Origin of the sequence: Vibrio sp. YT-15 (genome assembly GCF_033337445.1) — a bacterium.
In the GTDB taxonomy this organism is placed as follows: Bacteria; Pseudomonadota; Gammaproteobacteria; order Enterobacterales; family Vibrionaceae; genus Vibrio; species Vibrio alginolyticus.
Genome location: NZ_JAWOQR010000002.1, coordinates 438,115 through 458,513 on the forward strand (window position 1 = coordinate 438,115; position 20,399 = coordinate 458,513).

The following is a 20,399-nucleotide window of genomic DNA, read 5'->3' on the forward strand; positions in this document are numbered from 1 at the left end:
AAGGAGACTGAATGTCTTATTTGCCTTTGGATGAATACCAAAGAAAATGGATTTTTACGCATCAGTCGATGCCTGTGCCAGAAGAAGATTTGGCTTTTATTAAGCCGATGAGCCAAGCCCGTTCAGCACAATTTTGGAAAGAAAATATCAGTGCTCAAAGCCCTGATATGGATAGACTTAGTTCCCAAGACTGGCCAATGAATGAGGCGAATTGGTCTGAAACTGTGGATTGGATGGCTGCCTGGGAGTCGGATGATCCTGACATGCTAGCGGAAGTTGAGGCACATATCGATTGGCAAGACGATGTGACCGTTTACTTTTGCTACGAGAAGTACAATGTCATCGAAACGAAATGGTCTATTTTTAAAAAGCACTGGAAGAACTTTCTCTTTTATGACGATGGTCCGATACTAATAGGACGTCGCCGTTCGCAAGCACTTTGGTTTGATTCAAAAGGCAATGTGAAACTCGGTGTTCGTCAATAACGAGTTATAAAGCAAAGCCACCTTTCGAGGTGGCTTTGTTTTTCTAAAGGCTGGATAATGGACTCAACACGCCGCCAGCCCCGCGCTCGATAACGTGAGTATAGATTTGCGTGGTTTTTACATCAGTATGCCCTAATTGTTCCTGAACAGTTCTAATGTCTGCGCCAGATTCCAATAAGTGCGTGGCAAAACTGTGTCTTAGTGTGTGGCAAGTTACAGTTTTCTCAATGCTTGCGTCGCTTGCCGCGCGCTTTACCGCTCTTTGTATTGCGCTTTCATTGATATGATGCCTTCTGAGTTCACCAGTGTCTCGATCTGCGCTTAACTTTGTTGATGGAAACAAAAAGTGCCAGTTAAAATCTAGCTCCGCTTTTGGGTATTTACGTCGTAAACCTTCAGAGATGTATACGCCCGCATAACCAGGCATGTGCCTATCTTTAAAGTAATAGTTTCTTGCTAAATTAACTTGAGCTTTGAGTGGTTCATGCAGTTCTTTGGCTAATGTGACTGTACGATTTTTACCTCCTTTTCCTTGCCAAACGCGAACTGCACCATAATCATAATCGATATCTTGAACTCTTAAGCGTAAACATTCCATAACTCGAAGCCCGGAGCCGTAAAGCAGCTGAATATGGAGTCTATACCTCGGGTCGATATGCTGAACGAATCTTCGGATCTCCTCCCTGGTTAACACAACGGGAAGTTTCTTTTCGGTCAAGGATTTCTGAAATCTCATATCAAGTGATAGTGGGGTTTTGAAATAATCACGATATAAAAATGATATTGAGTTCAGCGCCAAAGCTTGCGTTTTTACCGCAACTTTTTCTTCTACCGCTAAGTAACTCAGAAATTGAATGACATCATCTTCTGCTAGTGTTGATGGGTGAGCAAGCTGGTGAAAAGTGATAAAGCGTTTTATCCAAAATAGATAACTTTCGATAGTTTTATTCGCATAATGACGAGTAAGCATGTGCTCTTTTACATTAAGTAAAAACTGACTTTTCATGATAAATTAACCTGTTTATTTATACAGCTCCGTTAATGTATCACCACTTTTTAAATTAGCGTGCTGTGCGCCGCCTAATTGCGCGCGCTACCACACATATTCATACTGTTTTTCTATTTTTTTCATAAATATAAGTGCTACGATTGATAGCGCTTTTGATAAGAAAGAAGGCGGTAGCCTGCCAGAAAAACGGCAAATCGCCGTATAGAAAGCGTTATGGTCACTTTTGGAAATCTTGATGTGTTTCCAAGTTAAAGGAGCACTATTTGTGTATCCTTTACCTCAAAATAGGAGGTTGGGAATGAGCTATGAGAACAAGCTTGGGCGTGCCTTTAAAGAGTTGGAAGCCGCAAATATATGGAAATGCAACTACAATCCACCGTTACATAAGTGGCTCAGAAGGGCAGGATTGAGATTACGGCCTCCATTTTACGTCTCTTTTGCACGTAATCTGCTGATACGATTCTTTGAGTTTTTCATATTTTACTTTCCAATTATCTCATTACTCAGAGTCGAGTCGACAATTTCAAACTTGTTATATGAGTCCATAATCACCAGTGTATTTTACTCACTGGTAATGTGTTCTTACTATCGATGGACTTTTAGGCGGTGTGAGTTTACTTGTTGGGAAAAGCTTTAGAGAAACCGTGAACATAACAATAAATTTAAGAGTGATTCACAACGCTCGGCACTCTCACTTCAAGTCAGTTTAATGTTTATGGCACAATGCGTTAGGTAAGGTGTTAGCGTTGTTCACACCTTAATTTGGCGTTAGTAGGTCAGGATGAACAAACAAAAACTAAAGCATCTAATTCAGCAAGTTCCAGAATTGATCGAAACAGCTGAGATGTGCCAAGAAGTAGGGCTGCCAAACTTCTATATTGCAGGCGGTGCTATTACCCAAATCATCTGGAATAGTATCGACAGGAAACCGCTTCTTGCTCAAGTTAAAGACTTTGATGTTGTCTACTTCGATAGATCTAACCTTGTAACTGAAGACGAGTTCAAAAATCGCATTGGCTCGCGGTTGAGTCATAGTGTTGACGTTGACGTTAAAAACCAAGCATTAATACATGAGCGCTATTCTAAGAAGTTTGGTTGTTCCATTCAGGCATATGAGCGAGTTGAACAAGGTATTGAGTCTTGGCTTTCTGCCTTTGCTATTGGTTTCACTATAGATAGTGCAGGAAACATTAAATTGTTCACCCCCTATGGCTTAGATGATGCATTTAATATGGTGATCAAACCTAACAAACAGGCAATGACAGAAACTAACTACAACAAAATGACCGATGGCTATAAGGCTAGGTGGCAGAAAGTACAGGTGCTCCCTTGGAGTTGACCTACTAACAAACAATTCAAGCTGATTCGCAACGCTCGGCGCTTTCGGTTTCAATTAGTTTGGTGATTACGGTGAAGTGCTTAGGCAATGTGGCAGCGTTGCTCACAACTTAATTGGGCGTTAGCAGTACAAAGGTACGGGAAATAAAAATGAGTAACAAAGAACCTTACGAAAATGTTTATATTGGTAATTTTATTTACTCCTTGGGCTTTTTGTCAGCAATGTTTAACGAGGGGGCAGATGAAGCTGGAGTTCACCTAATACAGCAAACTCCGGAGGACAAAAAATGGGCCGATTTGCTAACAAGGTGGAAAGGAAGGTATTTCATCCTTGAGTTCAAAAGGGAAGAAATAGGTTGCAAGCAAGAGCTACGCAAGAAGTATTGTAAAAAAGGCTTGTGTAAAAAGGAATGTACTGAACATCAGAGCTCATATTTTAAGGATATACGTAACCCTGATAATTCTAAACTAAAAGAAATAGCCGATAGCGCACACTTTATAGGTTTCGGAGAACAAGGTGAAAAAGGAAGAACTATTAGCTTCTTTCCATATTCTCAGCTCAAATTTGTAGATAAACTAGACCGAAACTTAGTCATATCTATGAATGATTTATGTACAAGTTTTATCAAAGGTGATAAAGGTGCATCTCATAATGAGTTTTCCCAATATTTAGATTTTTTAGCTGGGTGTATCAAGGAAGATGCTGATGGTGTCAGTGGTTTTATCGTGAATATTGACGGCAATGGTAATGTACATTTAGTTGACATTGAAGATAGAGCGGGGCTAGCAAATGATTTCTCAAAACGTGACCCTATCTATCCGAACCCATCCCAATCAAAGACCCTGGGTTTTAATAAATAGCTAAATGCACTGCTAACAATAAATTTAAGAGTGATTCACAACGCTCGGCGCTTTCACTTCAAGCCAGTTTAGTGTTTATGGCACAATGCTTTAGGTGAGGTGTTAGCGTTGTTCACACCTTAATTTGGCGTTATGTTGGTATTCAACTATAGGAATCAGTAATGACAAAAAAGATTTACCCAAAAGGCTTCAACCAAAAACTAAAATTAGTAAACGAAGCCATAAATAGGTTTGTAGATAGTAAGGACTTTTATGGGCTTGTAAGCCCTGGAGAGTTATATGAGTTTTGTAAAAAGCAGGAAAATGCGAGGTTTTCTGAAATTGATGCATATTTTTTTAATCGTTGGGACGACTTAAAACTTAAAGAGTTATGTGACGAAAAAAATATATCTTACCGAAAGTCTAAGCCTAAAAAAACAGCCTCTCAGTCAGCATCAAAAACTGCTCGTAAAATATTAGAACTTTCGATGAAAGCTCCTAAAGGTTCAGATTTTAAAAAAATTGTAGCAAATGATAGTGGGCAAACAAGAGATGTGGTATCCGCGTCTATAAATAGGTCGATAGGAATGAAAAACCTAAATTATCTAGTAGATGTTGGATTCAGCTTAAATGATATTCCAAATATGAATAGAACCGATCTAAGACAATTCTTTAATACTATATCTGAAAACCAATTAACATCCCTTGACCAATATCTTGTTTTACTTAGACAGAGAGTAATTAAATCACAGCCATTTGATGACTTTCCAGAGCATCAAGGGAGTCCAAAAAGTGGTTGGATTTACCTGTTTCCATCAAGAAATGATACAAACATAGTTAAATGTGGTAAATCAGAAAGAAAAAGCGTTAGTAGTAGATTAGACGAACATGTTCTTAGCGAGTTAGCGGGAGAAGGTGTCTGGTCATATATTTATAGAAGTGATGATATTGATCTTCATGAATCTATTCTCATAAGCGTACTTCATGTCCAAGGGAAGTTGCTAAACAATACGAAAGAAACATTCAATATAGGTAATAGATCATTAGATTGTATTTGGAAAAAATTTTTAGAGCGTGTACCAACATAACAAACAATTTAAGAGTGATTCCCAACGCTTGGCATTTTTCATTCCATCGTTGGGTTTTGTGTTTACGGTGGTATGGTCCGTTTTGTGGTAGCGTTGCTCACACCTTAATTGGGCGTTAGTACCTAGTTGAAATCAAACGCAAAAATTTCTAGTGGTAATGGGTTTTAAGGCTCTGCTTTACACCTGAAAGTCAGCGCAAATTAACCATTTTCATTGTACTAAACGTTCAACTTGCGTGGTCACACGTGCTGCAACCATTGCCAACGCAATTCTAGCTTTGGTTCGTGTTGCTTCATTGCTGTTGCGGCTTTGTCGCAGTGAACTCTGGTTTCTTTGGTGTGGTTGTTTAGTCCTCAGAACGTATTCTTTGTAAACACCAAGATGCGCAATATTGGTAAGTTCAGTGGTTTACTCTCAGTTGCCAACTCACCGTTTAAGCGTGTTTCATGTCTGCAACTGTCTGTTCTCATTTTGGTGCATTGAGCCTTTAGTTCTGTGTATTACTTCAGTATCTTGGTGCTCTAAATGAGCATCGGCGCATTGTACTAACAAACAATTTAAGAGGGATTCCCCACGCTTGGCATTTTTGGTTCGGGTTAAGTTCAGTGTTTACGGCGTCCAAATTTAGTATCGTGGTAGCGTGGCTCACCCCTTAATTGGGCGTTATGTAGCTAGGTAAGGAATGGAGTATAAATGCTCGGTTTAGTACGATTTGTAGTGGTTGCAAATGTAATAGCAGCCGCAATAGTTGTTGCTCTTGAGATGTCTACAGGCTTCTTTGGACTTAGGTTTGTTTCGGACTACGCATTTTTCATCGTTCTATTTATATGGGGAACGACAGCCTTATTTTTCTTGTATCCACCTCTGGGTGGTATGGGGCAGTCTGACGACAAGGTTGATAGAGTTACAGACTCAATGGTTGACCGTAGTGTTGCGGACGAAATCGATGATGAGCGGTTCTCAGAAAATACAGTCTTTTGTATCAAACTGCTCATAGCTGGGGTGCCTGCATTCTTGGTTTGTGTCCTTGCGAGCATCGCTACATAACAAACTGTTCAAGAGGGATTCGCAACGCGTGGCATTTTCACTATGCGTTGGTTTTTGTGGTTAAGGTGGTATGCGGAGGCTTTGGTATTGCGTTGCTCACCCCTTAACAGGGCGTTAGCTGTTTGAGAAACAAATGAAAATAATCGATAAGCCGTTATTTTGGCTATATGTTAAAACGCGAGACTCAGTCTTTTCATCATTTAAAGGTTTTTCCTCTCTACTCTTAGTCATCATTATTGCGGCTATAGTTTCAGGTAACAAATCTCCCGAAAACACCCTCATGTCTTACATGTTGTATCTGTTGGCGCTTAGTGTACCTACCTCAATGGGTCTTATGCTTTTGAAGCTTAAGTTTCGAAAAGTTGCAGGCTCCATTCCTAGGGCAGAGTTAGCGTACTTTTTACAGAACAATAAAGGTATCGAGCTGGAGAATGCTGTAAAAGGGATATTTTCGCTCTACCTATCATTGATGATTTATCTCTGGTTTTTGATGATGGTTGTTGCAGTTTTGGGACCTTTGATATTAATGCTAGTGTTGTAATACACAGCTAACAATCTGTTTAAGAGGGATTCGCAACGCGTGGCATTTTCACTATGCGTTGGTTTTAGTGTTTAAGGTGGTATGCGGCGGCTTCGGTATTGCGTTGCTCACCCCTTAACAGGGCGTTATGTATTTTTAAAAAGTATAGAGTATGTTAAATAACAAAGAAAACGTAAATGCAATGAAGCGCTTCATTGGGAAAGCGGATGATCATGGTTACGGTGATGAGGAAAAGCAGTTTTTATTTGAATCCTCAATATCAATAGCTTCTCGTATAGTTATTAGCCCAGATGTTTGGGGGAAATTATGCTCTTTTAACAGTGAAGCTGTAGGTTCACAATTGTTACAGCGCTTAGAACAATTTGACTTTGGTGATGACCAAATCGAACATATATTCGTCATCTTATATCGTTTTGCTTGTGAGTTTGATTTTTCCGGCGGGCGCGATTTTGAACTTGAGCATTTAATAAGAGATATCGATACACGTTCTATAAATCTACCTGGCCAATTAAGTGGGCAAATTACATATGCTAGGTATACCATGCCAGTAGCGATTACTAAAAGGGTACTAAATGATCCTGCGATTAACTTGTTCAAAAGCTTTCCTGAATTATCGGAAAAAGCTCAAACGCAAAAGAATGAATTAGAAACAGCGTTAAAGGAAAAAATTGAAGAAGTTAATACTCTTAAAGATACCCTGAATAGCTATAAAGATGCTTTTAATTTCGTAGGGTTACATCAGGGGTTTGGTAAGATCTTAGACAAAAAGCAATCTGAACTTTTTAAGCTCAGATGGTTCTTAATAATATTTTCCATTCTGCTTCTCGCACCTATCGTTGGAACTATAGCGATAAAATCATCCATGGAATCAATTGGGCTCTGGGATGGAGTATCATTCTTGCTGCCGATAATGTCGCTAGAAATCATACTGATTTACTATTTTCGTATCATGCTCTCTAGCTACAATTCGCTTAAAGCTCAAATAGTGCAGCTAGAGTTACGTCAAACACTTTGCCAATTTATCCAAGGTTACTCCGAGTACGCTATCGAAATAAAAAAGGCAGATAAAGAAGTATTGGCAAAGTTTGAGAATATTATTTTTAGTAATGTGCTAACGGATGACCAAAAAATTCCTTCTACATTTGATGGCTTAGAATCAATTGGTAAACTTCTAAAGTCGATGAAAAATACATAACAATCTGTTTAAGAGTGATTCGCAACGCTTGGCATTTTTACTATGCGTTGCGTTAAGTGTTTAAGGTGGTATGCGGAAGCATCGGTAATGCGTTGCTCACACCTTAACAGGGCGTTAGGCATTAGGAGAAAGAATTGGTGAATCATTCAAATGCGGAAGAGTGTATTGAGCTTTTGGAAAGCAATTTGACAGCGGCAATTACTTACCTGTCAAATTTGCCTTATTCGACTCAAAGTAGCGCAATGCTTGGATTGTTTAGAGAAGCTCATAGGGAAACACATCGTCTGCTAGCGTCGCTCAACGACCTTACTTTCTCTAGCCTCGCTGTACGAAATATATTTGAAATCTACCTTATTTCAAAACACATATCCTCCGATCAAAAGGCTTTATACAGTTGGTATGGACAATCCCATAAAGATTCAAAAGAAGTCCGCGATGGTTTTATAAAGTTAATGGAGAAAAAGGGGTTAGATACTAGAGAGCTTAAAGACATTCAGTTGTTCGAGGATCAAGCACTAAAACAAAGCCCGTTTGAATCAAAAGGGTCTTTTCAAGTAAGAAACTTAGCCGAAAAGTATGGTTACCTTGACGACTACTTGTTCATATACAAATTAAGTTCAAAATTAATCCATCCTTCTTCTATGAAAATCATGTCCTACGATATTCTCATAGAAAACTCAAATTATCAGAGTGTGGTTTTACAGGTTGGTGCTTATTTCAGTAATAAATTTAGTAGTTTATTGAAGTCGGTGGTTGCAAATGCCTAACAAACTGTTTAAGAGTGATTCGCAACGCGTGGCATTTTTACTATGCGTTGGTTTTGGTGTTTAAGGTGGTATGCGGAAGCTTCGGCATTACGTTGCTCACACCTTAACAGGGCGTTAGCGCGCTGGACCAGTCAAATCCTGGATGACATTGGAAAAGGTGTCGGTCTATTCTTATTCTGATGTTTTTGTGAGGGTTAAAATTATGGCACCAAGAAACTATTACACGTTACCTGAGATTGTCTTTTGTACTTATATTGCAAGATTTGGTCGCAGCCAGTTTGATGAAAGCGATATCAATGATTTTAGTGGTCGTTCATTGTCCTCAATTAAGATGAAGGTCCAGAATATTGCATCAATGATAGATGAGGCTGGTTATAAAGCATCGAACCAAGTTAGTTTGCTTACTGGAAAAACAACTGGTGAAAAAGGGCGCAAAACTAACTGGGATGATGTGCATCCTCTGTTAAATCTAGGCCAAAGTGAGTTGCTCAATAAATGCAGTGAACTCGGCATAAAAGCGCGCTAACAAACTGTTTAAGAGTGATTCGCAACGCGTGGCATTTTCACTATGCGTTGCGCTTAGTGTTTAAGGTGGTATGCGGAGGCATCGGTATTGCGTTGCTCACACCTTAACAGGGCGTTATGTTGTCAAAGATTAAGTATGAAGATTTTAATATTATTTATAGCGGTATTATTGTCTGGCTGCGCTGGTTTAATTGAAAGTGCTAGTTCCCCAAATTATCGAGAACACAAAGCTCGGGACAGTGTATCGCCGAGGAATCATAAAGGTTCAAGGAAAAACAAATTAGTCGGTACTGTTGTACTCACGTTTAATATTAATAGTCAGGGTGATGTGATTGACATAATGGTTACTGATTCTGTACCTAAAGGAGTGTTCGATGCTGAAGCTGTGCGAATATTATCAAAACGGAAGTATGCGCCTTCCGAAAAAGGGGAAACTGGCCCTAAAAAAGCTAAGTTCGAGTTTAAAATTTGACACATAACAAACTGCTTAAGAGGGATTCGCAACGCGTGGCATTTTTGCTATGCGTTGATTTTAGTGCTTAAGGTGGTATGCGGCGGCTTTTGTATTGCGTTGCTCACCCCTTAGCAGGGCGTTATACGAATAGAGGGAAATTATGTACAAAAATACTGATTTTAACTTGGATTCAAAAGAGTTCAGGTTTAAGAAAGACTCATATCCTTTGTCTAAGATAAACAATGTTAGGGTTAAAAAGTTAAGTTTTCTTGATAATTTAGGTCAAGTTTTATTCTGGGTGTGTGTGTTTTCAGGGGCAGTTTGGTTAGTTATTCCAAGGTTGGAAGAGGTGCCACAATGGCTACTAGTTTTAGTTCTTAGTCTGACGGTTGTAGGTTTGGTTTTTGCTCTTTTTCGTTGTTCTAAATATGCACTTCAAGTCGAGTTTCGCCACATAGATGAAACGGGCGTTCAATGGGTTAATGTAGCTAAGTCATACTCAAAGTCAGATTGTGAGCTATTTGAACAGCAAGTGTCGGCACTGAAAAAATTCGTATAACAAATTGTTCAAGAGTGATTCGGCACGCGTGGCATTTTTACCATGCGTTGGTTTTAGTGGTTAAGGTGTTATGCGGAACCTTCGGTATTGCGTGCCTCACACCTTAACAAGGCGTTAGCATGCGGGAGTAATATGAAGAAAATTCTCATCATCGGTAATTCTGGCTCAGGCAAGAGTTGGTTGTCGAACCAGTTATCCCGAAAACTTCAGTTGCAAGAAGTTAACTTGGACTCGATTGTATGGGAGCCAGGTGGCTATAATCTAAAACGCTCCACCGGAGCAATCGAAAATGAAATTGCTAGTATAAAGTCTCAATGCAACTGGGTAGTTGAGGGAGTATTTGGTGCTTTAGCTGAACAGCTTATTTTTTCTTCTGACATGCTGTTGTTTTTGGATTTGGAGTGGTCTGAATGTGAAAGTTCTCTTTATGCTCGTGGTTCGGAGAGCTCGAAGCAACTTAATGAGGAACAGGCGGAGAAGAATTTTCGTGAATTATTAAAATGGGCTTCTGAATACTCGGTTCGCGAATCCAAAAGTTCACGACAGTTCCATCAGCAATTGTTCAGAGATTTTCACGGTTCTAAAGTACGTTTCACAACACGCTCTCAAGTGAATGAGTTTGTAGCGGAAACAACATGCTAACAAACTGTTTAAGAGTGATTCGCAACGCGTGGCATTTTTACCATGCGTTGATTTTAGTGATTTAGGTGGTGTGCGGAGGCTTCCGTATTGCGTTGCTCACCACTTAAGCGGGCGTTATGTATTTTAATCTGTGGGTTAGTGATAACTGGCTAATTAACGCTGGAGCTACTGTCACTGTCAATGCAACTAGAAACGAGTAAAAGCATGATTCGTACTGTTAAGAGAATGTGTGGGTCATATTATGCGCCTGGAATTCTCATGGCCATTTTTATTATGTCGATATGTGTTGTAGAAAATAGAGTTATTGAGGGACCATACACTGATAATGATGTGTTATATCATAAAGCTGAGGTAACTGGTAAGCATGGTACAGCTGGTCGTGGATTATCTTATCAAATTATTTTTGATAAAGAATACAAGCACGATATTAAAGTTCAATGGTATGACTTTAATTCAATAAATCACTACTATTCCCTAGGATATGGTTCGCGTAAAGATACAGAAAATCTAAGTGTTGGGCTAGTTAGAACGCATGTAGATAATATCTATTATACTGTTTATGTTAAGGCTGGAGATGAAGTTCTTCTTTCGAGTTCTGATGGTGTTCATAGGATAAATAAATTTAACGCCGAACAAGTTAGATGGAGCGCTTACTTAAGTCTTATTGCATTTATTTTACTTTCTCTAATCTTTAGGTTTCTAAGAAAGTGGTATTAAACTCTCTATAATAAAGTTTGCTATTAAATTTGTGCACCCAAAATACATAACAAACTGTTCAAGAGGGGTTCGCAACGCGTGGCATTTTCACTATGCGTTGTTTTTAGTGATTAAGGTGGTATGCGGCGGCTTCGGTATTGCGTTGCTCACCCCTTAACAAGGCGTTAGTCGCCAGAAAAAGCTAGCAGTCAAAATCATGTTTCTAAGCTCAAAATGTGGCAGCTGTTTGTTTGGTATACAGATTCATCGTCGATGGTCAAAACTCAGTTTCAGCAGTTTTAAGTCCATAGTTTTGCAAGTGTCCAAGCGGTTGTTTGTTCTTTGGTGCTGACAGAGCAGGGCAATCGAGATTCTGTTTTCGGTTGCAACTCTGCTCGGTGAGTTTGTTGGGTACAAAAGCCGATTTACTCGCTGAAATGACGTTTTCTCTGGTGTTGTCAGTTCTACGTGGTTTCAGTGACTTTGTTGAAAGTCCGCACTGTGAGATTGGCTTTCCAAAGGCTCTTTTTGGTGTTGTCAGTCCGTTTTCTGCGGCGCTGTTTTTTCTAAGTGGTTTCATTGAGTAGCCGTTTTGAGGCTACGCCTGACTTAAATGCATCAAAGCACATAAAGTTTGTTGTTCGCAAAGTTTAGTTTGGCTTAAAATTGCCGCTTGGTGCCTCGCGACTAACAAACTGCTCAAGAGGGATTCGCAACGCGTGGCATTTTCACTATGCGTTGAATTAAGTGATTAAGGTGGTCTGCGGCGGCTTCGGTATTGCGTTGCTCACCCCTTAGCAGGGCGTTAGGGCTTTATTGGAGGTAAGATTTGCGTGAGTTTAAAGTTTCATCAGTGTCCGAGTATGTCTCCCACATAGAGAAGTTGGCAGGCTACGGTAACTTTTGGTTTCGTGGTGTAGCTCGAACAAAACAAACCCCACAACCAGGAATTGTATGGCGAGACATTTATGATGACGAAGGGAGTCTAGAGCACAATTTTTTAGTCGGGTATAAAGCCTATTCGGATAATAGTAACCTCAACTCGTGGGAGATATTTGCTCTGATGCAGCATCATGGTTTACCAACGAGGTTGTTGGATTGGTCAGAGTCTGCATTGGTTGCACTCTTTTTCGCGCTAACTTCCGAACCAAGTTTTAATGGTTATCGTAGTGTTTGGGTCTTAGACCCATTTGCTCTAAACCACAAGACTTTAGGACACCGTAAAATTTACTGCCCTTCAGTTATGGAAAACAGAAATATCAGTGAAATAAACTTAGATAGCTATTTGCCTCCAAATCTTAGCTCCGCGAACTCTGGTGCGACTCCAAAGCAGGCAATCGCTATTCAGTCGAGCCAGCATATTAAACGAGTATCCTCTCAGAAAGGTTGTTTTACGGTTCATGGAACAAGCCCTGAGCATATTGGCACCTACTTTTCAGAACCTGAAGACTTTCACATGATTAAAATTGATGCTCGAACTAAAGAAAAGCGGAAAGAAATGTTAAGCGTTTTGGAAACTATGGGTATAGATGAAGAGTTTATATTTCAAGACTTGGGTTCTTTATGTGACAAAATCAAAAGAGTTTGGGCGTAAGCAAGAGCCCTAACAAAGCGTTTAAGGAAGATTCGCAACACTCGGCGTTTTTGGTTTGAATCAGCTTTAGTGGTTACGGCACAATGAATTAGGTTCGGTGGTAGCGTTGCTCACTACTTAACGCGCGTTATGTAGCAAGAGGAATTTATGAAAATTGATAGCACCAATATCAAGTACACAGATTTGTCAGATTGCCTCCATATGAAGATCAAGATTATTGGCAAATCAAATAGAAAAGGCAGTGATAAAAGTGTTGGCGAGCAAGAAAACTGCTCTGGATTTAACATTAATAAACATGTTTTTGACGGTATGTCAGTCAATGAGTACCAAATGATGATAGCTAATAGATTTCTCAAAGAAGACCCGCAGTTCTCACTGACAAAGCACTTAAAGTACGATATCGAAAAAGGGTTTTACGAACTACGCGATTAGCTACATAACAAATTGTTCAAGAGTGATTCGGCACGCGTGGCATTTTTACTGTGCGTTAGTTTTAGTGGTTAAGGTGGTATGCAGAGGCTTTGGTATTGCGTCCCTCACACCTTAACAAGGCGTTATGTTAATTGAAGCGTGTTGCAATTAATTGAATATTGTCTTGAGAAAGAAATTACATTACGTATCATGCATTTACGTTGGTTATATAAACTAGGTAAATAATATGAAAGATAATGTTCCCGCGAAAATGAGTGATTTGTACGAATATTCAGGTTTTTGGCCTCGAGTTGGTGCTAGTCTAATTGATACTGTGATAATTTGTGTCCTTACATACCCGATTCTAGTAGCGGTTTATGGCTGGGCATATTTTGACAACGATGCGTTAGTACAAGGCTTCGCTGACCTGATTTTAAGCTGGATTTTTCCATTGGTAGCGATCATTGGTTTCTGGCTTTATCGTCAAGCGACACCAGGTAAAATGGCTATATCAGCGAAAATTGTAGACGCTAAAACTGGCGATAAACCTACCCTTCAACAGTATATTGTAAGATACCTTGGGTATATCCTAGCGACAATCCCTCTTGGACTAGGTATATTTTGGGTGGCTTGGGACAAGCGTAAACAGGGGTGGCACGACAAACTCGCCAATACCGTCGTTATCTGCGAAAAAGATCGAAACACACCTCAAGAAGTTGAATTCTCATCAAAAAATTAACATAACAAAGCATTTAAGAGTGATTCCCAACGCTTGGCATTTTTCATTCCATCGTTGGGTTTCGTGTTTACGGTGGTAAGGTTTAGGTCTGTGGTCGCGTTGCTCACACATTAATGCGGCGTTATGTGCTTGGAGGGAAATAATGAGTTCAAAGGAAGTCGTCTTAGCTTTTTTGGACGCAATGAAAACTAATGATTTCGCGAAAGCAAGTGAGTGGCTTAGCCCAGATTTTGAAGGGTTTTGGCCTCAATCTGGTGAGCTTATTGTTGGACGAGACAACTTCACAGCAATCAACACTTATTATCCAGCCAAGGGTACTTGGGAGTTCGTCGTTCATTCAATCGTCTGTGATGGCGAAACAGTAGTCACTGATGTTTCTATAACTGATAGTGTTCAAAAGGCGCGTGCTATTACTTTCCATATGGTAGAAAATGGGCTTATCCGTAAACAGAAAGAGTTTTGGCCAGACCCAATGGAAGCGCAGGAGTGGCGTTCCAAGTGGGTGAGGTTGGTGCAAGAGCAGGCACGCACATAACAAAGCGTTCAAGAGGGATTCTCAACGCTTGGCAATTTTGGTTCTAAGTTTAGCTTTTGTGTTTATGGCACAATAATTTAGGTTTGGTGGCTTGCGTTGTTCACCCCTTAACGTGGCGTTATGTACTTTAAGGAAAATTGTAACCAACTCTAAAGGAGTGAGAGTGATAGATCATTTTGAAATTAAGGTAGTTGCATTCGAAGAATGTCGTGTGTTTTACAAGAATGTGCTAGAGCCATTGGGTATTGAACTCAAGTGGTCAGATGAAAATGCTGCTGGCTTTGGGCTTTCGAGCGAGCCAAATGTAAGGTTTCTAATTGAAAAAGGCGTCAGTAATTCTAAGTGCCATATTGCTTTTTCTGCATCAAACAAATTACAAGTTTCTGCGTTTCATCAAGCGGGGTTATCTTTAGGTGGTAAATGCAACGGTAAGCCTGGTTTACGAAAACACTATGCTCCAAACTACTACGCTGCGTTTTTGATTGACCCTGAGGGCAACAATGTGGAGTCAGTAGTGTACCTTTAGCACGTACATAACAAATTGTTCAAGAGTGATTCGGCACGCGTGGCATTTTTACTATGCGTTGGTTTTAGTGGTTAAGGTGGTATGCGGAAGCTTCGGTATTGCGCGCCTCACACCTTAACAAGGCGTTATGTGCTTTGGTGGAAATGGATATGGAAATCACAATCAGGCGTATCAAAACAGAAAGCATTGAAGACAAAGGTATATTCGAGACTTTGTTTAGAGAGTACCTATCTGGATTCTCAGTTGAGCTAGATCTCTCAGTAATTGCTCAGTTATTTGCATTGCCTTATTTCCACGGATTTATCAGTTTTGTCGACGATAAGCCCGCCGGTTTTGCGGTTTGCTTTGAATCGTTTTCAACTTATCGTGCGCAAAGAGTGATGAATATCCATGACTTTATGGTGTCGGACAACTTTCGTGGTAAAGGTGTGGGCAAAGCGCAACTGAATGGTATCGAACAGCATTGTCGTGATAATGATTACCTCAAAATCACACTAGAGGTCGGTGATGATAATGTTGCAGCTAAAAAGCTCTACAGTTCATTGGACTACGAAGATTACAGAGTAGTTTTGACAGGGCAGCAACATTGGCAAAAGTACCTCAATTAGCACGCACATAACAAACTGTTCAAGAGGGATTCGCAACGCGTGGCATTTTCACTATGCGTTGGTTTTAGTGTTTAAGGTGGTATGCGGTGGCTTTGGTATTGCGTTGCTCACCCCTTAACAGGGCGTTATGTTCTCTGGGCTAGGAAGGGATATGGAAACAGTTAAAATGCTAGATTTGGGGTTTTCTACTGCAGATGCAGAATATCCTGAAATCCATCAAGAAGAAGGCGATTTAAGAGCTGAGTTTAAAGATTGGCAGGAAAAAACGGTAAAACTATATTTTGCCGATTACGTCGCATGCAAGTGGGAGATGGTATTTGATTTACTTGAGGGAGAGCGAGACGACAGCTGTTATGAAATATGCTCATCTCTTTGGCTCAAGCAACATGTCCAATCAGAAATAATCAATTGCGACGAAGGCTACAAGCACTTTCGGCTTAACTTTAATGAGTTAGGGCAACTTGATGTAATTGCGCTAAACATTGTAGTACGAACTTAGTATCAAGTTTGAAGTGCGACACTTTCTACAGATGCGCATGAATATACTCTGTTGGTGTCCTATACCCAAGTCTTTTGCGTGGGCGCATATTTAATTTGTGTGCAATTTCATTGCAGAACTTCTGTGTCACGTGTGACATAGAAGTTCGTTTTGGTAAGTATTGTCGTATCAAGCCATTGGTGTTTTCATTAGTCCCTCGCTCCCATGAATGGTATGGATTTGCAAAGTAAAACAGACAGTTATGATGTTTCTCTAGTTGTGCGTAACCATGGAATTCAGTGCCGTTATCCGCAGTTATCGTCTTAAAAGGTAAGTCAGAGCGGGTCATGATTTTGCTCATTCTTACGTTGAGCGACTCGCTTGTTCTATCGTCCATTTGCCCAATAAAAGTGTAGCCTGTCATTCTGTCGACTAAAGTCACGATACAGTGCTTGGTTCCGCGGCCAACGACGGTATCAATTTCCCAGTGACCAGGCTCTTTTCGATGCTCAGCTTTTGCAGGTCTTTCGGTAATATGGCGCTTTGCTGCCAGCCGACCTCGGCTGTCTTTTGAGTTATACCTTTTACGCCTTTTCTTAGTGGACTGGCGTAGGTGTTTCCATAGTGTTCCACCGAGAGTTTTGTCGTTCCAAATATACTGATAAATGAGCTCGTGGCTCATTGTAGGATAGCCTCTTACCCTTAGGTATGCTACGATTTGGACAGGACTCCAATCCAGCCGTAGCAAGGCCTCAGGCAACCTAAAGTCGATTTCGCTGTAGCGCTTATTTCTGCGCGACCGGCTCAGCAGGTTGCGAGCCATTTGTTGGGCTCTCCATGCCTGATAGGAGTACCTTTTAAAGTGTCTGTTGTATCGGGAGTTACGTTCAATTTCTCGATAGATAGTGGCTTTGTGACGCCCCAGTTTTTTAGCTATTTTAGCGGTACTAATTCCTTGCTTTCTGAGTGCAGAAATCATATACCTTTCGTTCTCAGTGAGGTGCGTGTATCTCATGTTTTTTACTTCTTAGCGGGAGCAAACTTCATGATTATCGCATCTCACTGTTTTTATGTTCAGAGGTGTCGCACTTTGTACTTGAATCAAAGGAACATAACAAGGCGTTTAAGGCGGATTCACAACGCTTGGTATTTTCGGTTTGAGTCAGCTTTAGCGTTTACGGCACAATGGTTTAGGTCAGGTGGTAGCGTTGCTCACCACTTAATGCGGCGTTAGTCGCCAGAAAAAGCTAGCAATCAAAATTACGTTTCTAAGCTTAAAATTTGGCTGATGATCGTTTGATACGCCGGTGCGTCGTCGATGGTCAAAACTCAGTTTCAACAGCTTCAAGTCCAAAGTTTTGTAACTGTTCTAGCGGCTGTTTTGTACTTCGGTGCTGACAGAGCAGGGCAATCGAGAGTCTGTTTTTGGTTGCAACGCCACTCGGTGAGTTTGTTGGTACAAAAGCCGATTTACTCTCTGAAATGACGTTTTCTCTGGTGTTGTAAATTCCACTTGGTTTCAGTGACTTTGTTGAAAGTCCGCACTGTTAGATTGGTTTTCAAAAAGCGCTTTTTGGGTGTTATCAGTCCGTTTTCTGCGGTGTTTGCTGTTCCAATTGGTTTCATTGAATAGCCGCTTTGAGACTACGCCAGACTTAAGTTCTTCAAAGCACATAAAATTTGTTGTTCGCAAAGTTTAGTTTGGCTTAAAATTATCGCTCGGTGCCTCGTGACTAACAAACTACTAAAGAGTGATTCGCAACGCGGGGCATTTTTACTATGCGTTGATTTTCGTGATTACGGTGGTATGCGGTAGCATAGGTATTGCGTTGCTCACTACTTAACGCGGCGTTAGGCGTCTATGAAATGGACTATGGAATATTAGCTAATGAAACTCGAAGAACAAATTGAGAAGTTATCAGACATAGGGTTGTCGTTGAATAAAGGTGTGACTATTAACGATTTACTCCTTTCATATTCTAGAGAAGAATACGAATCGAACCCTTTTGATTTAATTCTTTTTGTATACGGAATAGAGATTGAAGAGGAACCATGGGACGGTTTGTTTGTGATCAGGCGTGGAATTTCGATGCAGAGGCGATTGAAGAGGATGGTTCCTATATTGAAATAGTAAAGCAGTTCCATCGAATTACAGGCAGAACTAAGGACTTAGAGGGGCTGCGAGATACTGTAAACCTAGAAGAACATTATGCAGAGCTCCAATATTCAGTTGATGGTGTTAAAAGGTTGCTAAAGCCTGAAATAGACGATGATTGGGCTGATGCTAAAACTATCGAAATTATACTAAGCGATTTACGCCAACCGGGGTTCGATTTCTATCCAAAGGATAATGGACAAGCCAGTATCTGGTTCTATTTGTCTGAAAGTCAGGCTATAAAGCTAAACCAACTCGCCAATAATGTGTTTAATTTAGAACGTAAACCATGGTGGAGAGTATGGTAGTTATCAGTGAGTTCAAGACGTCTAACAACCGCTTTAAGACGGATTCGTAATGCTTGGCGGTTTTGGTTTGAATTGGTTTTAGTGTTTACGGTGTAATGGTTGAGTGTTGTGGTCGCGGTGCTCTCCACTTACGTGGGCGTTCTACGAATGAGGAAGATTCGTGAAAAAGTGGAAGTTTGTATTCTGGGTAATGTGTTTCTTAACGGTTTTAAGCATTCTTCAACTCCCATTTTTTAAAGAGTTAAATATTGGAGCATTTATAGGCTCATTTGTATCCGCAATATCTCTTGTCAGCTTTTACGGCTTTAGTTATCGAGTTGCCGTCGGTAGCAAAGTGCTAGCGATCATCATCTTTGGGATAAATGCACTTGCTATGCTGGGCATTGCAATATTTAGTGTGTTCTTCTTACTGACTTATCTAAGTCCAGGAACCTTGTTCTTTTTTGTTACAGGGATGGGACTGATGCTTGTTTACCTGTACCCGCTGTATATGTATGCATTTAAATCTACAGAGATTTGGCAACTGGAGTAATTAGCATAACAAACTGTTCAATAGCGATTCGCAACGCGTGGCATTTTTACTATGCGTTGGTTTTAGTGTTTAAGGCGGTATGCGGCGGCTTTTGTATTGCGTTGCTCAACTCCAAAAGGTCATTAATACTCAAAGGTCAAATATGGATATTTACCCAGAAATCGAGTTATCTAAAGCGCAGCATAATGCAATTGAAGCTCTTAGAAACAAGTCGTTTCCTGAACACCAAGTTACTCGCTCTTACTATAAGCAACTCCCGCATATGAGAGTTCTGAATTACGAAGGTGATCAGTTAGTTGGTTACATGGGATTAGACTACAGAGTTGTTCGCGTTGGTGATGAAATTTATAAAGTATTAGGTGTGAGTGACTTTTGCGTCGAGAGCACAGTTCAAAGACAAGGTATTGGCACAACAATGTTGTCTCAACTCAGCGAGTATGCGTCCACTAAAGATGTCGACTTCATCATTTTAGTCTCCGATTTGGAGCGTTTTTATCTGGCTAATGGTTATCAGCGCCTTAACTCTCTAAGTTCTTGGTTGCGAGTTCACGAACATAAAAATTACGGTGTTGCTGTAGAGCAACTAGATGATTTATATGTTAAACCTATCAGCGGCAAAACTTGGGCTTTTGGTCATATAGATTGGTTAGGGTATATGTATTAGTCTGTAGTGGGCTAATAATTGGTTCACAACAAGAGTGGTTACACATGGCATTTTCACTATGAGTTGATTTAAGTGATGTGGGGCAGTTTTGTATTGTGATACTCACTCCTTAATAATGTGCTGCAACTCTTAGGAAGCAAAAGGTTTAATTTATGAAATGTAGAGTACTAGTAACCAGCATAAGTATTGCTCTTTGTAGTGTAGGAGAGGCCGCGAATCCACTAAGTATTCAAAGCGATGAGCAACTGTTTAAAAACTTCGCTCTCTCATCTTGCATTGCGACTAATTACAAAGGATCAGCTGTTGCGAAAGATGCGATAACGGCGATGCAAGGCTACAGAGAGTTTTCCGAGCTTCCTTTGGAGTCATTCTTTGGGGTTAGCGAGCTATTGGAAAAATATGATATGGCTATTTACAAATCAAAAAATGGTAACGTGATCAAATTGGCCTACTGTATAGACTTTTCTAATTCAGACGATGTTCATAAGCTATACATTAATGCGAAATCAGAGTTATAACAAACTGCTCAAAGTTGATTCGCAACGTGTGGTATTTTTACGGCGCAATACGTTGAGTGATTAAGATGATTTTTAGTGGCTTCTGTATTGAATTACTCATCTCTTAGCGGGGCATTATGCGGTGATGTAAATATGAAGATATTTT

General features: G+C 40.2%; 28 protein-coding genes. 26 read left to right on the forward strand and 2 right to left on the reverse strand.

Annotated elements, in window-relative coordinates:
- The first annotated feature begins 11 nt into the window (after nucleotides 1–11).
- Nucleotides 12–485 (forward strand): DUF2947 domain-containing protein, encoded by a 474-nt coding sequence (locus R7D93_RS06075; protein WP_064354115.1) that lies wholly within the window; start codon nucleotides 12–14, stop codon nucleotides 483–485.
- Nucleotides 486–528: 43 nt separating this feature from the next.
- On the opposite strand, the gene R7D93_RS06080 is transcribed toward R7D93_RS06075, so the two are convergent.
- Entirely contained in the window at nucleotides 529–1,491 is a 963-nt protein-coding gene (locus R7D93_RS06080; protein ID WP_213868138.1) for an integron integrase, read from the reverse strand.
- 301 nt (nucleotides 1,492–1,792) lie between these two features.
- Between R7D93_RS06080 and R7D93_RS06085 the strand changes: the two genes are divergently transcribed.
- The 21 genes from R7D93_RS06085 (at nucleotide 1,793) to R7D93_RS06190 (ending at nucleotide 16,098) form a co-directional block, all read left to right on the forward strand.
- Nucleotides 1,793–2,131: a DUF6404 family protein gene (locus tag R7D93_RS06085; protein ID WP_225495376.1), complete on the forward strand. Its 339-nt coding sequence runs from the start codon at nucleotides 1,793–1,795 to the stop codon at nucleotides 2,129–2,131.
- Between the two features lie 144 nt (nucleotides 2,132–2,275).
- Nucleotides 2,276–2,833, forward strand: coding sequence for a nucleotidyltransferase family protein (locus R7D93_RS06090; RefSeq protein ID WP_225495375.1), 558 nt, complete (start codon nucleotides 2,276–2,278; stop codon nucleotides 2,831–2,833).
- 149 nt (nucleotides 2,834–2,982) lie between these two features.
- The gene (locus tag R7D93_RS06095) at nucleotides 2,983–3,693 is read left to right on the forward strand and encodes a hypothetical protein (protein ID WP_225495373.1); all 711 of its coding nucleotides are present in this window, start codon (nucleotides 2,983–2,985) and stop codon (nucleotides 3,691–3,693) included.
- Between the two features lie 161 nt (nucleotides 3,694–3,854).
- Nucleotides 3,855–4,760, forward strand: coding sequence for a hypothetical protein (locus R7D93_RS06100; RefSeq protein ID WP_225495371.1), 906 nt, complete (start codon nucleotides 3,855–3,857; stop codon nucleotides 4,758–4,760).
- A 693-nt stretch (nucleotides 4,761–5,453) separates the two neighbouring features.
- Nucleotides 5,454–5,807 (forward strand): hypothetical protein, encoded by a 354-nt coding sequence (locus R7D93_RS06105; protein WP_225495370.1) that lies wholly within the window; start codon nucleotides 5,454–5,456, stop codon nucleotides 5,805–5,807.
- A 133-nt stretch (nucleotides 5,808–5,940) separates the two neighbouring features.
- Nucleotides 5,941–6,348, forward strand: a complete 408-nt coding sequence (locus tag R7D93_RS06110; RefSeq protein WP_122067390.1) for a hypothetical protein — start codon at nucleotides 5,941–5,943, stop codon at nucleotides 6,346–6,348.
- A gap of 151 nt (nucleotides 6,349–6,499) precedes the next feature.
- Entirely contained in the window at nucleotides 6,500–7,543 is a 1,044-nt protein-coding gene (locus R7D93_RS06115) for a hypothetical protein (RefSeq protein ID WP_193263372.1), read from the forward strand.
- A gap of 137 nt (nucleotides 7,544–7,680) precedes the next feature.
- Nucleotides 7,681–8,310 carry a DUF5677 domain-containing protein gene (locus R7D93_RS06120; RefSeq protein WP_225495369.1) on the forward strand — a complete coding sequence of 210 codons (630 nt, stop codon included), beginning with the start codon at nucleotides 7,681–7,683 and terminating at the stop codon, nucleotides 8,308–8,310.
- Between the two features lie 202 nt (nucleotides 8,311–8,512).
- Nucleotides 8,513–8,836 (forward strand): hypothetical protein, encoded by a 324-nt coding sequence (locus R7D93_RS06125; protein WP_053808975.1) that lies wholly within the window; start codon nucleotides 8,513–8,515, stop codon nucleotides 8,834–8,836.
- Nucleotides 8,837–8,971: 135 nt separating this feature from the next.
- The gene (locus R7D93_RS06130; RefSeq protein ID WP_086587214.1) at nucleotides 8,972–9,307 is read left to right on the forward strand and encodes an energy transducer TonB; all 336 of its coding nucleotides are present in this window, start codon (nucleotides 8,972–8,974) and stop codon (nucleotides 9,305–9,307) included.
- 142 nt (nucleotides 9,308–9,449) lie between these two features.
- On the forward strand, nucleotides 9,450–9,848 hold the full coding sequence (locus tag R7D93_RS06135) for a DUF6232 family protein (protein WP_017821406.1): 399 nt from the start codon (nucleotides 9,450–9,452) through the stop codon (nucleotides 9,846–9,848).
- A gap of 132 nt (nucleotides 9,849–9,980) precedes the next feature.
- Complete coding sequence (locus R7D93_RS06140) at nucleotides 9,981–10,490, forward strand: AAA family ATPase (protein WP_213868213.1); 510 nt, start codon at nucleotides 9,981–9,983, stop codon at nucleotides 10,488–10,490.
- Nucleotides 10,491–10,694: 204 nt separating this feature from the next.
- Nucleotides 10,695–11,207, forward strand: a complete 513-nt coding sequence (locus R7D93_RS06145; protein WP_262628959.1) for a hypothetical protein — start codon at nucleotides 10,695–10,697, stop codon at nucleotides 11,205–11,207.
- 377 nt (nucleotides 11,208–11,584) lie between these two features.
- Nucleotides 11,585–11,773, forward strand: a complete 189-nt coding sequence (locus R7D93_RS06150; protein ID WP_225495367.1) for a hypothetical protein — start codon at nucleotides 11,585–11,587, stop codon at nucleotides 11,771–11,773.
- Between the two features lie 242 nt (nucleotides 11,774–12,015).
- On the forward strand, nucleotides 12,016–12,780 hold the full coding sequence (locus R7D93_RS06155; protein WP_213868214.1) for an FRG domain-containing protein: 765 nt from the start codon (nucleotides 12,016–12,018) through the stop codon (nucleotides 12,778–12,780).
- Nucleotides 12,781–12,927: 147 nt separating this feature from the next.
- A complete protein-coding gene (locus R7D93_RS06160) occupies nucleotides 12,928–13,212 on the forward strand; it encodes a hypothetical protein (protein WP_213868215.1) in 285 nt (94 codons plus the stop codon).
- Nucleotides 13,213–13,438: 226 nt separating this feature from the next.
- Nucleotides 13,439–13,930, forward strand: a complete 492-nt coding sequence (locus R7D93_RS06165) for an RDD family protein (RefSeq protein WP_005377021.1) — start codon at nucleotides 13,439–13,441, stop codon at nucleotides 13,928–13,930.
- A gap of 142 nt (nucleotides 13,931–14,072) precedes the next feature.
- Nucleotides 14,073–14,465: a nuclear transport factor 2 family protein gene (locus R7D93_RS06170; protein WP_225495366.1), complete on the forward strand. Its 393-nt coding sequence runs from the start codon at nucleotides 14,073–14,075 to the stop codon at nucleotides 14,463–14,465.
- A gap of 163 nt (nucleotides 14,466–14,628) precedes the next feature.
- The gene (locus tag R7D93_RS06175; RefSeq protein ID WP_005386966.1) at nucleotides 14,629–14,991 is read left to right on the forward strand and encodes a VOC family protein; all 363 of its coding nucleotides are present in this window, start codon (nucleotides 14,629–14,631) and stop codon (nucleotides 14,989–14,991) included.
- A gap of 149 nt (nucleotides 14,992–15,140) precedes the next feature.
- On the forward strand, nucleotides 15,141–15,599 hold the full coding sequence (locus R7D93_RS06180; protein ID WP_031781187.1) for a GNAT family N-acetyltransferase: 459 nt from the start codon (nucleotides 15,141–15,143) through the stop codon (nucleotides 15,597–15,599).
- Nucleotides 15,600–15,750: 151 nt separating this feature from the next.
- On the forward strand, nucleotides 15,751–16,098 hold the full coding sequence (locus R7D93_RS06190; protein ID WP_213908323.1) for a hypothetical protein: 348 nt from the start codon (nucleotides 15,751–15,753) through the stop codon (nucleotides 16,096–16,098).
- 25 nt (nucleotides 16,099–16,123) lie between these two features.
- Here R7D93_RS06190 and R7D93_RS06195 read toward each other — a convergent pair whose 3' ends face one another.
- The gene (locus tag R7D93_RS06195; RefSeq protein ID WP_213868220.1) at nucleotides 16,124–17,092 is read right to left on the reverse strand and encodes an IS30 family transposase; all 969 of its coding nucleotides are present in this window, start codon (nucleotides 17,090–17,092) and stop codon (nucleotides 16,124–16,126) included.
- Nucleotides 17,093–18,129: 1,037 nt separating this feature from the next.
- Here R7D93_RS06195 and R7D93_RS06200 point away from each other — a divergent pair.
- The 4 genes from R7D93_RS06200 (at nucleotide 18,130) to R7D93_RS06215 (ending at nucleotide 20,254) form a co-directional block, all read left to right on the forward strand.
- Nucleotides 18,130–18,540 (forward strand): hypothetical protein, encoded by a 411-nt coding sequence (locus R7D93_RS06200; RefSeq protein ID WP_225495365.1) that lies wholly within the window; start codon nucleotides 18,130–18,132, stop codon nucleotides 18,538–18,540.
- A gap of 160 nt (nucleotides 18,541–18,700) precedes the next feature.
- Nucleotides 18,701–19,072 (forward strand): hypothetical protein, encoded by a 372-nt coding sequence (locus R7D93_RS06205; protein ID WP_132937087.1) that lies wholly within the window; start codon nucleotides 18,701–18,703, stop codon nucleotides 19,070–19,072.
- A gap of 142 nt (nucleotides 19,073–19,214) precedes the next feature.
- Entirely contained in the window at nucleotides 19,215–19,736 is a 522-nt protein-coding gene (locus tag R7D93_RS06210; protein WP_137282083.1) for a GNAT family N-acetyltransferase, read from the forward strand.
- 152 nt (nucleotides 19,737–19,888) lie between these two features.
- The gene (locus R7D93_RS06215) at nucleotides 19,889–20,254 is read left to right on the forward strand and encodes a T6SS amidase immunity protein Tai4 family protein (RefSeq protein WP_053306977.1); all 366 of its coding nucleotides are present in this window, start codon (nucleotides 19,889–19,891) and stop codon (nucleotides 20,252–20,254) included.
- Nucleotides 20,255–20,399: the final 145 nt, after the last annotated feature.